Source organism: Cronobacter malonaticus LMG 23826 (genome assembly GCF_001277215.2).
Taxonomy (GTDB): domain Bacteria; phylum Pseudomonadota; class Gammaproteobacteria; order Enterobacterales; family Enterobacteriaceae; genus Cronobacter; species Cronobacter malonaticus.
This window is the reverse complement of the sequence record NZ_CP013940.1, coordinates 3,453,606-3,466,136: the sequence shown is the minus strand read 5'-3', so window position 1 is coordinate 3,466,136 and position 12,531 is coordinate 3,453,606. Positions and strand designations below refer to the sequence as shown.

The following is a 12,531-nucleotide window of genomic DNA, read 5'->3' as shown; positions in this document are numbered from 1 at the left end:
GCAAAGGATGAGCCTGAAAAAAAAGGGCGGTGGACGGTTGAATCCCCACCGTTAGCCCGCATAACAGGTTCATACCACATGATGACGATTTTTTAGTGGAGACGTTTAGATGGGTAAAATTATTGGTATTGACCTGGGTACAACCAACTCTTGTGTAGCGATTATGGATGGCACTCAGGCTCGCGTGCTGGAAAATGCGGAAGGCGATCGCACCACGCCTTCAATCATTGCATACACTCAGGATGGTGAAACTCTGGTAGGTCAGCCGGCTAAACGTCAGGCAGTGACTAACCCGCAGAACACCCTGTTTGCGATTAAACGCCTGATCGGCCGCCGCTTCCAGGACGAAGAAGTCCAGCGCGACGTGTCTATCATGCCGTACAAAATCATTTCCGCTGACAACGGCGATGCCTGGCTGGATGTGAAAGGCCAGAAAATGGCGCCGCCGCAGATCTCTGCGGAAGTGCTGAAAAAAATGAAGAAAACCGCCGAGGATTACCTGGGCGAGCCGGTGACTGAAGCGGTCATTACCGTTCCGGCTTACTTCAACGACGCGCAGCGTCAGGCGACCAAAGACGCCGGCCGTATCGCGGGTCTGGAAGTAAAACGTATCATCAACGAACCGACCGCCGCTGCGCTGGCTTACGGTCTTGATAAAGAAACCGGCAACCGCACCATCGCGGTCTATGACCTGGGTGGTGGTACGTTCGATATCTCTATCATCGAAATCGATGAAGTTGACGGCGAAAAAACCTTCGAAGTTCTGGCGACCAACGGTGACACCCACCTGGGTGGTGAAGACTTCGACAGCCGCCTGATCAACTATCTGGTAGAAGAGTTCAAGAAAGATCAGGGTATCGACCTGCGTAACGACCCGCTGGCGATGCAGCGTCTGAAAGAAGCCGCAGAAAAAGCGAAAATCGAGCTTTCCTCTGCGCAGCAGACCGACGTGAACCTGCCGTACATCACCGCAGATGCGACCGGTCCGAAACACATGAACATCAAAGTGACTCGCGCGAAACTGGAAAGCCTGGTGGAAGACCTGGTAAACCGTTCTATCGAGCCGCTGAAAGTCGCACTGCAGGATGCTGGCCTGTCGGTTTCTGACATCAACGACGTTATCCTGGTCGGCGGTCAGACCCGTATGCCGATGGTTCAGAAGAAAGTGGCTGAGTTCTTCGGTAAAGAGCCGCGTAAAGACGTTAACCCGGACGAAGCTGTGGCTATCGGCGCAGCGGTTCAGGGCGGCGTACTGACCGGCGACGTGAAAGACGTACTGCTGCTGGACGTAACCCCGCTGTCTCTGGGTATCGAAACCATGGGTGGCGTGATGACCCCGCTCATCACCAAAAACACCACGATCCCGACCAAGCACAGCCAGGTGTTCTCCACCGCAGAAGACAACCAGTCTGCCGTGACCATCCATGTGCTGCAGGGTGAGCGTAAACGCGCTGCGGATAACAAGTCTCTGGGTCAGTTCAACCTGGATGGCATTAACCCGGCGCCGCGCGGTATGCCGCAAATCGAAGTCACCTTCGACATCGACGCCGACGGTATTCTGCACGTGTCTGCGAAAGACAAAAACAGCGGTAAAGAACAGAAAATCACCATCAAGGCTTCTTCTGGTCTGAATGAAGAAGAAATCCAGAAAATGGTGCGTGAAGCAGAAGCGAACGCCGAAGCTGACCGTAAGTTCGAAGAGCTGGTGCAGACCCGTAACCAGGCGGATCACCTGGTGCACAGCACCCGTAAGCAGGTTGAAGAAGCAGGCGACAAACTGCCTGCTGATGACAAAACCGCTATCGAATCTGCTCTGAGCGCGCTGGAAGCGTCCCTGAAAGGCGAAGACAAAGCGGATATCGAAGCGAAAATGCAGGCGCTGGCGCAGGTTTCCCAGAAGCTGATGGAAATCGCTCAGCAGCAGCATGCTCAGCAGCAGGCAGGCTCCGCTGACGCTTCTGCGAACAATGCGAAAGATGACGACGTCGTTGACGCTGAGTTCGAAGAAGTTAAAGACAAAAAATAATCGCCCTGATGCAGGGTAGATAACACTGGCACGGGCGTAGGAGTTTCTCCACGCCCGTGCACGCATGTCAGGGGCAGATAAAACATGGCGAAGAAAGACTATTACGAAATTTTAGGCGTCCCGAAAACGGCGGACGAACGTGAAATAAAAAAGGCGTATAAGCGCCTGGCCATGAAATTTCACCCGGACCGTAACCAGGGTGATAAAGAGGCCGAAGCCAAATTCAAAGAGATTAAAGAAGCTTACGAAATCCTCACCGATGCGCAGAAGCGTGCCGCCTACGATCAGTACGGCCACGCGGCCTTTGAACAGGGCGGTATGGGCGGCGGCGGTTTCGGCGGCGGTTTTGGTAATGGCGCAGACTTCAGCGATATTTTTGGCGATGTCTTCGGCGATATCTTTGGCGGCGGACGCGGCCGTCGCGCCTCCCGCGGCGCGGATTTACGCTACAACATGGAGCTGACGCTTGAAGAAGCGGTTCGGGGCGTGACGAAAGAAATTCGTATCCCGACGCTGGAAGAGTGTGAAGTCTGCCACGGTAACGGTGCCAAACCGGGCAGCCAGCCGCAGACCTGTCCGACCTGTCATGGCGCAGGCCAGGTACAGATGCGCCAGGGCTTTTTCGCCGTACAGCAGACCTGTCCACACTGTCAGGGCCGCGGTACGCTGATTAAAGATCCGTGCAATAACTGCCACGGTCATGGCCGTATTGAGAAAACCAAAACGCTGTCGGTGAAAATCCCGGCGGGCGTGGATACCGGCGACCGCATCCGTCTGGCTGGCGAAGGAGAAGCGGGCGAGCAGGGCGCGCCGGCAGGCGATCTGTACGTTCAGGTGCAGGTGAAACAGCACCCGATCTTCGAGCGCGAAGGCAATAATCTCTACTGCGAGGTGCCAATCAACTTTGCGATGGCGGCGCTCGGCGGTGAGATTGAAGTACCGACGCTGGACGGCCGCGTAATGCTGAAAGTGCCGAGCGAAACCCAGACCGGTAAGCTGTTCCGCATGCGCGGTAAAGGCGTGAAATCGGTTCGTGGCGGCGCGCAGGGTGATTTACTGTGCCGTGTCGTGGTGGAAACGCCAGTGGGCCTCAACGATCGTCAGAAAGCGCTGCTGCAGGAGCTGCAGGAAAGTTTCGGCGGCCCTACCGGTGAGAAAAACAGCCCGCGCTCTAAAAGCTTCTTCGATGGCGTGAAAAAGTTCTTTGATGATTTGACCCGTTAACCATTCGGTTTTAACGAGTATTAGATTAGCCTGAAACGGTATTAGCCGCTTCAGGCTTTTTTTATGCTCAGCTTTTACTTAATCATAATAAATAGCAGTAAAACGAATATTAACATCTGCCTGCTGCCCCTAACCAGCCAATGAAAAAATAGTGTGGTTCATGCCGCTATTTTAGATAAGCGCGATGACTACATAGATAAATTGATTTTGCCAGAGGCCGCCGGAGCTTATATTTTGTTACCTTTCCCTGGCGCCAGGACACTCTGCGATATGAAGAAGAAGAATGGTGTCAAAGAGTTTGATTATAACCTAATCAAAGTCCTTGATGCGGTGATTACAGCGGGTAATGCTACTCGCGCTTCCCGGCAACTTCAGGTCACTCCCGCCGCTATTACACTCGCTATTCAACGCCTTCAGCAAACCTATAGCGAAGAACTCTTTATTCGTACCCGTGAGGGCCTGACACCGACGCCACGCGCCCATCAGATTCATCGGGCCTATAGCAGGGTGCTGGATATGATTGACGCCACCTTTGAACGCGAAACCAGACTGGCACCCTGGTGCGAAATGAAAATCATGGGTGAGGATGTGAGTGAGCAGTACTACATTTCGCAACTGTTTGATATGGAAATGTTTGAGCGTTTCCGTTTGTATTACACTTCAGCCGTAGGGAAAGATCATTCGAGGAGAATCAACGATCTAAAGAGCGGGAAATGCGATTTGCTGATAACCAGCGATTATTGCAGCGACCCGGATATCGAGCAGATCGTTCTTGATCAATACCGGTGTTATACGGCGGTCTGCCACGATCAAAACCCGCTTTGTGAGTTACAGCAGTTAACGCTCGCGAATCTTTTCACCTCGCGGCATGCCGTTTATCACCCGTATGCGATAACCCCAAGGCTAAAAAAAGATATCATTAATAATGAAAATACCTCATTTTTTAATAATCAATTTTCTATCGGATATAATACAGATTCAATAAATGGTTTATTAAGCATTATTGAAAACTCATCGATGATTACAGTTTTACCAGAGAAAATAGCGCGCTTTTTTAAGAATCAGGGACGGTATCGGATCGCATTGATTAATCTTCCCGACACGATAGAGTTTGAAATAATTAAAGTTTATGCCAGCTGGTACCGCAGTAACCCGCAACGCGATCAGAACAGAGATGTTATCGCAATGCTGCAAACTCTTATCAATTACCGTAAATAGTTTCTCGCATACCTGTAAATCACATGAGAATACACATTTTATAAAAAACACAGTCAGTCTAAAAATAAGCCTGCGGTAGGGACCGTGAGATTAAATGATTCGCATGCTACTGGTTAGGTTGCTAACTTTATCGCATCGCCAGACGGCGTATTTGTTTATCGTCCATTTATTACCGAGGTTTATTATGTCTATTGCAGCGCATATCGCAACGCCAAAACTGGTTCTGGTTGAACTGGAAATCTTATTAACGATTATCGCCATCGGCGGATGGGGCGGTTTCGTCAGTTATCTGATGAAGCGTGAAAGGAATGAGACCCATAAGGACATCATGGATTGTCTGGCTCAAATAGCTATCTCATGCTTTACCGCTTTTCTGTTGAGCGTAGCGGCAATCGATCGCAACATGAGTTTTAATATGGTACTGATGGTCGCGGGCCTGGGCGGTGTATTTGCCACGCCGATATTGCGGGTGCTGAGTGAGAAGGTGAAAAACTTCCTGAGCGGTGCCTCTTTATTAAAATAAGTACAGAAAAAGCCCGCTGGTAATAGCGGGCTTTTTTACAGAACAGGTCAGGAGAGCGTGATTCGTTCACGTAACCAGCCATAGATAAATGCCTCGTTCGCCTCCCGCTTTTCCGTAATCTCCAGATAGTAATCACCTTGTGTGCAGTTCAGCGCTTTGACCAGTACGCCTTCACCCTCCTTGCCACGATAATCGAGGTACTCCTTGAGCGCATTGAGCGTGTTTTTGCCGATAACACCATCTACCGTTAAGTCTTGGTAAATGTTCTGCTGGCGGTTAAACACATTCAGCCAGCGCTGCAACCAGCGCGCAGGGACAGCAGGACCGATATTCGTACCTGCCTCACACAGCTCAAATGCAACCGGTAGCGAATATTGCGCGACCCGGTCAAAACCAGGCGCGGTCCAGTAATCTTCCTCCAGAATACGGTAAGCTTCTTCGCGGCTTAGATCGCGCATATCTCCTTGATAACCATGTGCTCTTGCCGTCTTCTCGGTAATTCCCCATTTGGTAGGGCCACCGCGATCGGCCGGATGATTCACATAGCTCCCTTCAATATTCAGGATTCCATCAATGACAGGATTCATAGTGATTCCTCGCAACAGAGATTAGGGGTTACTCACATCCGTCAGAGTCAAAAGCGTCAGGACGCAGAGGACAAACACGGCAAAGACCGCTACCGTCCAGAACGCGCGTTTAGGCTTTTTCTTTTTTTCTTCGGTCAGAATGTCGACCGGCACATCATCGTTGACTTTGATGCCGAGCTTGGGGATGGTGACAAAAAAATCGTTGATGCCGAGGGTGCGTAAATCCCGGCGAAGCAGATAGAGCACCTGCGTCAGGTTCGCGTCACTGATGAACTGGCCACGATTTCCCCACAAGACAGCGGCGATTTGCTGCTTTTCAATCACGCCGTTTTTAGCGTTTTCAATAATAAAACTTAAGCATCGTGCTCGCATGGTGGTCATTTTAACGACACATGCGTTATCAGTATTTTTTAATTCGTTATTAGCCTCAGAGAAAATGCAATTATGGTTGATCAGATAACTTTTCATATATCACCTGTGAACAGATATCAATATATGGCGGGAGGTTTTCTGGCGCTTTTAAGCGTAGGGAGATGCTTAATTAATTTCCACAGAATAGAATAAAAATATTTTTTTATTTAACGAAACGGCAATCTGGATCACGATTTTAATGGCTTTTTAAATATCTTTTAAGTTGGAATTAACGACCGTTTAATTTTTAGTGTATGATATATAGCTTTTCAAACTTTTGAATTTACTAATAAAAAATGGAAAAGATGTATTTTTTTCATTCTTTTTAAAGCACCATTCCAATCTTTTTTGTTTTATTAGGTTATTTTTATTTATTGTGACTGGAGGAATAGAAAGTGGCCGATCATGATAGTTAGCGCAGAAAGTACTGCACTCACTTTTCACGAAGGAAAATAAACATGGCTACAAGTAAATTAATTCAGAGTGACAACCTGACCGAAACCAGTAACGCCGCCGATGGCTTTACTCCAGCAAGCGAAACTGAAAAATACAGTTATACTGCAGCCCGCGTGGCGAAACCGGTATATAACAAATATAAGGCTGCTAATAAACCAAAAGTGTTTGGCTATTATACCGACTGGTCGCAATACGATGGGCGTTTACAGGGCGATGACAGCCCCGCTAACCGCGGCCGCGGCTATGATCTGGCGAAGGTATCGCCTACCGCCTATGACAAAATCGTTTTCGGTTTCCTGGGGATCGTCGGTGACAAAGGCGAAAAGCAGTACACCATCGAAAACGCTGCGCGCCAGACCAATAAAAACACCAACGAACCGACCTTTCTCGATCCGTGGGGCGATTTCCAGTCTTACGTTAACTGCGGACATACGACCAGCGGCTGGGATATCGATCCGGCAACGGTAACCCAGGCGACCAGTAAAGGCCTGTTGGGCGGTCTGCGCGATTTGCAGCAAAAAGCGAAGCAGCAGGGGCACAATCTGGTGCTGTCGATGAGTATCGGCGGCTGGACCATGAGTAACGGCTTCCATGAGATGTCGAAAACCGACTCCTCACGCAAAACTTTCGCCGCAGGCGTGGTGAAACTGTTCAAACAGTTCCCGATGTTCAGCGAAGTAGATATCGACTGGGAATACCCGAACGCGGAAGGCAACGGCAACCCGCATGGCCCGGAAGATGGCGCGAACTATGCGCTGCTTATCGCTGAACTGAAGAAGCAGCTCAGCGCGGCAGGGCGCAGCGATGTCAAAATCTCAATTGCCAGCTCAGCTGTTGTGTCTACGCTGGAGTATTCCAACGTTAAAGCGCTGCTGGATGCCGGTCTGTACGCCATCAACGTTATGACCTATGACTTTTTTGGCACGCCGTGGGCCGACACGCTAACGCACCATACCAACCTGACGCCGCTCACCGCGGGTGGCTGGAGTATCGAGGCGGTCGTGGATTATCTGATTGCCGAAGGCTTCCCGTCCGACCGTATTAACATCGGTTACGCCGGTTATACCCGTAACGGCCGCAATGCAGTGATTGAAAGCTTTTCACCGCTGAAAGGATCTTATTCTCCGGGCAATGGCACGACTACCGGGACCTTCGAATCCGGCAGCACCGAATGGTATGACACCATTTACAACTACCTGGATCTGGAGAACCAGAAAGGGCGTAACGGTTTTAACGTCTATACCGATAAAGTCGCGAATGCAGATTACCTGTATAACCCGCAAAGCAAACTCTTTATGTCGCTCGATACGCCGCGTTCGGTCAAAGCCAAAGGCCAGTATGCCGCATCGCGTAACCTCGGCGGGTTGTTCACCTGGACGATTGACCAGGATAACGGCGTGCTGGTGAATGCCGCCCGTGAAGGGCTGGGTTATGAAATCCAGACTCAGACTATCGATATGAAGCCGTTCTACTTCGAAGGCATTAACGTTTCTGAGCCGGATAACAGTAGCAGCGACAGCGAGCCGCAACCGACGGTGAACCATGCGCCTGTGGCGGCGATTCAGCTACGTGTAGTCGGCGGTTCGCGTATTCAGCTCTCCGGCGAGGCGTCGCATGATGACGACAACGACGCGCTGAGTTTCAGCTGGGGCGTGCCGTCAACGATCACCGTGGCGGATAAGAGCGCCGCCGTGATTGAGTTTGACGTGCCGGTTGTCACCCAGAGCACCGAGTACCAGTTCACGCTGTTTGTGCGCGACAGCAAAAACGAGCCTTCTTCGCAGCAGCGTTTTGTCGTGACCGCCGTGCCGGGTAATGCATCGGCTGGCGGCGATACCCCGACGCCGACGCCTGAACCCACGCCGGAGCCGACACCTGAACCGACCCCGACTCCAACTCCAACCCCGACCCCGACCCCGACCCCGGATACCGGCAACGCGCCTTATCCGCTGTGGAACGCCAGTACCATTTATGGTGCGAAATGGGGGACCTTTGAGAAGGTCAGCTGGAAAGGGCATAACTACCAGGTGAACTGGTACTCCCAGGGTGAACAGCCCGATCTCAACAGCGGGCCTTATCAGGTCTGGACCGATATTGGGACGTATTGAGCGTCTGGCTTCACGATGAAATTTGCCGCTCTGCCCGTTGTTGAGCGGTATTCTGGCCCCGGATAAGGATCACCGGGGCTTTTTTTATGTCTTACTCCGCTAAATGCCTTTCATTTCGTTTTAATCGAGTTTTTTACCCAGAATAAACTGCTTTTCCGATGAGTAAAGACCGCTATCCTTATACCCTGAATAAGTAAGTGAATATATGGCGCTATAACTCTGGATGGACAATGATGATAAAAACAGTACAACGTTTCTTTAAAAGTGACGCTGCGGGCGGCATCGTGCTGATTGCCGCTGCCGCGCTGGCTATGCTGCTGGCGAATATGAACGCCACACATGAACTTTATGAAGGCTTTCTCAGCACGCCGGTGGAACTTAAAGTCGGCGCGCTGGAGATTAAAAAGAACATGCTGCTGTGGGTGAACGACGCACTGATGGCCGTGTTCTTTCTGCTGGTGGGGCTGGAGGTGAAGCGTGAACTGGTGCAGGGATCGCTCGCCAGCCGTCGTCAGGCGTCACTGCCGGTGATTGCTGCGCTCGGCGGCATGGTGCTGCCTGCCGCGCTGTATCTGGCGTTTAACTTTCAGGACCCGGTAACGCGCGCGGGCTGGGCTATCCCGGCGGCGACAGATATTGCGTTCGCGCTGGGCATTCTGGCGCTGCTCGGCAGCCGCGTGCCGCCTGCGCTGAAAATTTTCCTGATGGCGCTGGCTATCATCGACGATCTGGGTGCGATTGTAATTATCGCGCTGTTCTATACCAGCTCGCTGTCAATGATGTCGCTGCTGGTGGCGGCAGGCGCTATCGCTGTACTGGCTTTGCTTAACCTTTGCAACGTACGCCGCACGGGCGTCTATATTCTGGTAGGCGTCGTGCTCTGGACGGCGGTGCTGAAATCGGGCGTCCATGCCACGCTCGCAGGCGTGATTATCGGCTTTTTTGTGCCGCTGAAAGCGCAGAACGGGCATTCACCCGCAGGATCGCTTGAGCATGCGCTACATCCGTGGGTGGGTTTCCTGATCCTGCCGCTGTTTGCCTTCGCCAACGCGGGGGTTTCGCTTGAGGGCGTGACGCTGGCAGGCCTGACGTCGCTACTGCCGCTTGGCATTATTGCCGGATTATTTATCGGCAAGCCGCTCGGTATCAGCCTATTTTGCGCGCTGGCGGTGAAGCTTAAGTGGGCAACGCTTCCGCCGGGCGTCAGCCAGAAGACGATTCTGGCCGTCGGCGTGCTGTGCGGTATCGGGTTTACGATGTCTATTTTCATCGCGTCGCTGGCTTTCGGCGATGTCGACGCAGCCCTGGTGACCTGGGCCAAACTTGGCATTCTGGTCGGCTCATTACTGGCAGCGGTTATTGGGTATGCGCTGTTGCGCAGCCATTTATCGCGGGCGCGCTAACGCCCGCTTTATCATGCGGTCTTTCGGAGTGAAGGCCGCTTTTCCCTCATGGACTCCAGAGAGAACGCGCTTATGCCTCATATCAATTACAACCACTTATATTATTTCTGGCAGGTTTGTAAGGAAGGCTCGGTCGTCGGTGCTGCCGAGGTGCTCTACCTTACGCCGCAAACCATCACCGGACAGATAAAAGCGCTTGAGGAGAGGCTACAGGGTAAACTGTTTAAGCGTAAGGGAAGGGGTCTTGAGCCGAGCGAGCTGGGGCAACTGGTCTTTCGTTACGCCGATCGCATGTTTACCCTGAGCCAGGAGATGCTGGACATTATCAACTACCGCAAAGAATCTCACTTGTTGTTTGATGTTGGCGTGGCGGACGCCCTTTCGAAAAGACTAGTCAGCGGCGTGCTGGATGCGGCGGTGGTGGAAGATGAGCAAATCCACCTGCGCTGTTTTGAATCGACGCACGAGATGCTGCTTGAGCAACTGAGCCAGCATAAGCTCGATATGATTATCTCCGATTGCCCCATCGACTCTACGCAGCAGGCAGGCCTTTTCTCCGTCAAAATCGGCGAGTGCAGCGTCAGCTTCTGGTGCCAGAGCCCGGCGCCGACAAAGCCGTTTCCGGCGTGTCTTGAAGAGCGCCGGTTACTGATACCTGGGCGTCGCTCCATGCTCGGGCGTAAATTACTGAACTGGATCCACTCGCAAGGGCTGAAAGTGGAAATTCTCGGCGAGTTCGACGACGCGGCGCTGATGAAAGCCTTCGGCGCGGCGCATAACGCTGTGTTTGTCGCGCCAAGCCTCTATGCCCACGATTTTTACGAGGATGAGAATATTGTGGAGATAGGGCGCATGGATAACGTGATGGAAGAGTATCACGCGATTTTCGCAGAGCGAATGATTCAGCATCCGGCGGTGCAGCGCATCTGCAATCGTGACTATTCGGCGCTGTTTGTGCCGCCCAAATAAATCAGCAGGCATAAAAAAACCCGCATAAGCGGGTTTTTTTAACAAGCTGTTTGCAACAAGCGACAGCGAATGGCGATTAAGCCAGTTTGCTGATCTGTGCAGCCAGGTTAGCTTTATGACGAGCAGCTTTGTTTTTGTGGATCAGACCTTTAGCAGCCTGACGATCCACGATTGGTTGCATTTCGTTAAATGCTTTCTGTGCAGCAGCTTTGTCGCCAGCTTCAATCGCTGCGTACACTTTCTTAACGAAAGTACGCATCATAGAGCGACGGCTTGCGTTGTGCTTACGGGCCTTTTCAGACTGAACGGCACGCTTCTTAGCTGATTTGATATTAGCCAAGGTCCAACTCCCAAATATGATCTATGTGGACAATTCAAAGGCCGAGGAATATGCCCTTTCAGCCTTCTTTTGTCAATGGATTTGTGCAAATAAGCGCCGTTGTTATGCGGCGCTCGTTACGTAGTGATGGCGCAAGATTCTACCAGCTTGCCTCGTGCGAATACAGTCTTTGTGGGACAAAATTCGCGTTCAGTGCGAAACCCTGACGCAGCGCGATGAAATCGTTGCCGGTTTATGGCTGACAGGGCCAAATCGTCGGTTAACCTTAAAGGCTGTACAAGGTATAATCCGACGATTTTCACTGTTCTGAGCCAGTCATGAAGCTGATACGCGGCATACATAATCTCACCTCTGAGCATCACGGTTGCGTGCTGACCATCGGCAATTTCGATGGCGTGCATCGTGGGCACCAGGCTTTGCTTGCCGGGCTATGCGCGCAAGGGCGCGAACGCGGCCTGCCCGTTATGGTCATGATTTTCGAGCCGCAGCCGCTTGAACTTTTCGCGGCCGATAAAGCGCCCGCGCGGCTCACCCGGCTGCGCGAAAAGCTGCGCTATCTCGCCCGTTGCGGCGTGGATTACGTGCTGTGTATTCGTTTTGACCGCCGCTTTGCCGCGCTGACAGCTCAGAATTTCGTCAGCGATCTGCTGGTCAAGCGTCTCGGCGTAAAATTCCTCGCCACGGGTGACGATTTCCGCTTTGGCGCTGGTCGCGAAGGGGATTTCTTGTTATTACAGAAAGCCGGGCGCGAATATGGTTTTGAAGTCACCAGTACGCAAACGTTTTGCGAAGAGGGCGTGCGCATCAGCAGTACCGCCGTACGCCAGGCGCTTGCACAGGATGACTTAAGCCTCGCGGAAAACCTGCTCGGACGGCCGTTCGCCATCTCCGGGCGTGTGGTTCACGGTGACGCGCTCGGACGCACCATAGGTTTCCCGACGGCGAATTTACCGCTGCGCCGTCAGGTTTCGCCCGTTAAGGGCGTTTATGCGGTGGAAGTGCTGGGCATCAGCGACAAACCGCTGCCCGGCGTCGCCAATATCGGCACCCGCCCGACGGTGGCCGGCCTGCGCCAGCAGCTGGAAGTTCACTTGCTGGACGTTGCAATTGACCTCTACGGCCGCCATATAGATGTAGTGCTGCGTAAAAAAATACGCAATGAACAGCGGTTTGCCTCGCTTGATGAACTCAAGGCGCAAATCGCCAGAGACGTGATCACCGCCCGCGACTTTTTTGGGCTACCGACACCGGCGTAACGCCTGAATC

General features: G+C 52.2%; 11 protein-coding genes. 8 read left to right on the top strand and 3 right to left on the bottom strand.

The features are described 5' to 3' along the window. Positions 1–109: 109 nt before the first annotated feature. From dnaK to AFK66_RS16245, 4 genes are all read left to right on the top strand, one after another. Positions 110–2,026 carry a molecular chaperone DnaK gene (gene dnaK / locus AFK66_RS16260; protein ID WP_004386269.1) on the top strand — a complete coding sequence of 639 codons (1,917 nt, stop codon included), beginning with the start codon at positions 110–112 and terminating at the stop codon, positions 2,024–2,026. Between the two features lie 84 nt (positions 2,027–2,110). Further along, a complete protein-coding gene (gene dnaJ / locus AFK66_RS16255; protein ID WP_007781636.1) occupies positions 2,111–3,250 on the top strand; it encodes a molecular chaperone DnaJ in 1,140 nt (379 codons plus the stop codon). Between the two features lie 270 nt (positions 3,251–3,520). Next, a complete protein-coding gene (locus AFK66_RS16250) occupies positions 3,521–4,468 on the top strand; it encodes a LysR family transcriptional regulator (RefSeq protein ID WP_032980607.1) in 948 nt (315 codons plus the stop codon). A 184-nt stretch (positions 4,469–4,652) separates the two neighbouring features. Further along, positions 4,653–4,991, top strand: a complete 339-nt coding sequence (locus AFK66_RS16245) for a phage holin family protein (RefSeq protein ID WP_007781738.1) — start codon at positions 4,653–4,655, stop codon at positions 4,989–4,991. Positions 4,992–5,038: 47 nt separating this feature from the next. On the opposite strand, the gene AFK66_RS16240 is transcribed toward AFK66_RS16245, so the two are convergent. Both AFK66_RS16240 and AFK66_RS16235 read right to left on the bottom strand, forming a co-directional pair. Then, positions 5,039–5,578: a glycoside hydrolase family 108 protein gene (locus tag AFK66_RS16240; RefSeq protein WP_007790576.1), complete on the bottom strand. Its 540-nt coding sequence runs from the start codon at positions 5,576–5,578 to the stop codon at positions 5,039–5,041. Positions 5,579–5,599: 21 nt separating this feature from the next. Continuing rightward, positions 5,600–6,046: a winged helix-turn-helix domain-containing protein gene (locus AFK66_RS16235; protein WP_007781744.1), complete on the bottom strand. Its 447-nt coding sequence runs from the start codon at positions 6,044–6,046 to the stop codon at positions 5,600–5,602. A gap of 401 nt (positions 6,047–6,447) precedes the next feature. Here AFK66_RS16235 and AFK66_RS16230 point away from each other — a divergent pair, with 401 nt between their 5' ends. The 3 genes from AFK66_RS16230 to nhaR all read left to right on the top strand — a co-directional run bounded on the left by AFK66_RS16230 (position 6,448) and on the right by nhaR (position 10,925). After that, complete coding sequence (locus AFK66_RS16230; RefSeq protein ID WP_038882588.1) at positions 6,448–8,553, top strand: glycoside hydrolase family 18 protein; 2,106 nt, start codon at positions 6,448–6,450, stop codon at positions 8,551–8,553. A gap of 230 nt (positions 8,554–8,783) precedes the next feature. Next, positions 8,784–9,956 carry a Na+/H+ antiporter NhaA gene (gene nhaA / locus AFK66_RS16225; protein WP_007781914.1) on the top strand — a complete coding sequence of 391 codons (1,173 nt, stop codon included), beginning with the start codon at positions 8,784–8,786 and terminating at the stop codon, positions 9,954–9,956. A gap of 72 nt (positions 9,957–10,028) precedes the next feature. Then, complete coding sequence (nhaR, locus tag AFK66_RS16220; RefSeq protein ID WP_007781917.1) at positions 10,029–10,925, top strand: transcriptional activator NhaR; 897 nt, start codon at positions 10,029–10,031, stop codon at positions 10,923–10,925. A gap of 76 nt (positions 10,926–11,001) precedes the next feature. Here the strand turns inward: nhaR and rpsT are convergent, their stop codons facing one another. Next, positions 11,002–11,265, bottom strand: coding sequence for a 30S ribosomal protein S20 (rpsT, locus tag AFK66_RS16215; protein WP_004386260.1), 264 nt, complete (start codon positions 11,263–11,265; stop codon positions 11,002–11,004). A gap of 317 nt (positions 11,266–11,582) precedes the next feature. On the opposite strand from rpsT, the gene ribF reads away from it, so the two are divergent. After that, positions 11,583–12,521 (top strand): bifunctional riboflavin kinase/FAD synthetase, encoded by a 939-nt coding sequence (gene ribF / locus AFK66_RS16210; RefSeq protein WP_007781982.1) that lies wholly within the window; start codon positions 11,583–11,585, stop codon positions 12,519–12,521. The last annotated feature ends 10 nt before the right edge of the window (positions 12,522–12,531 follow it).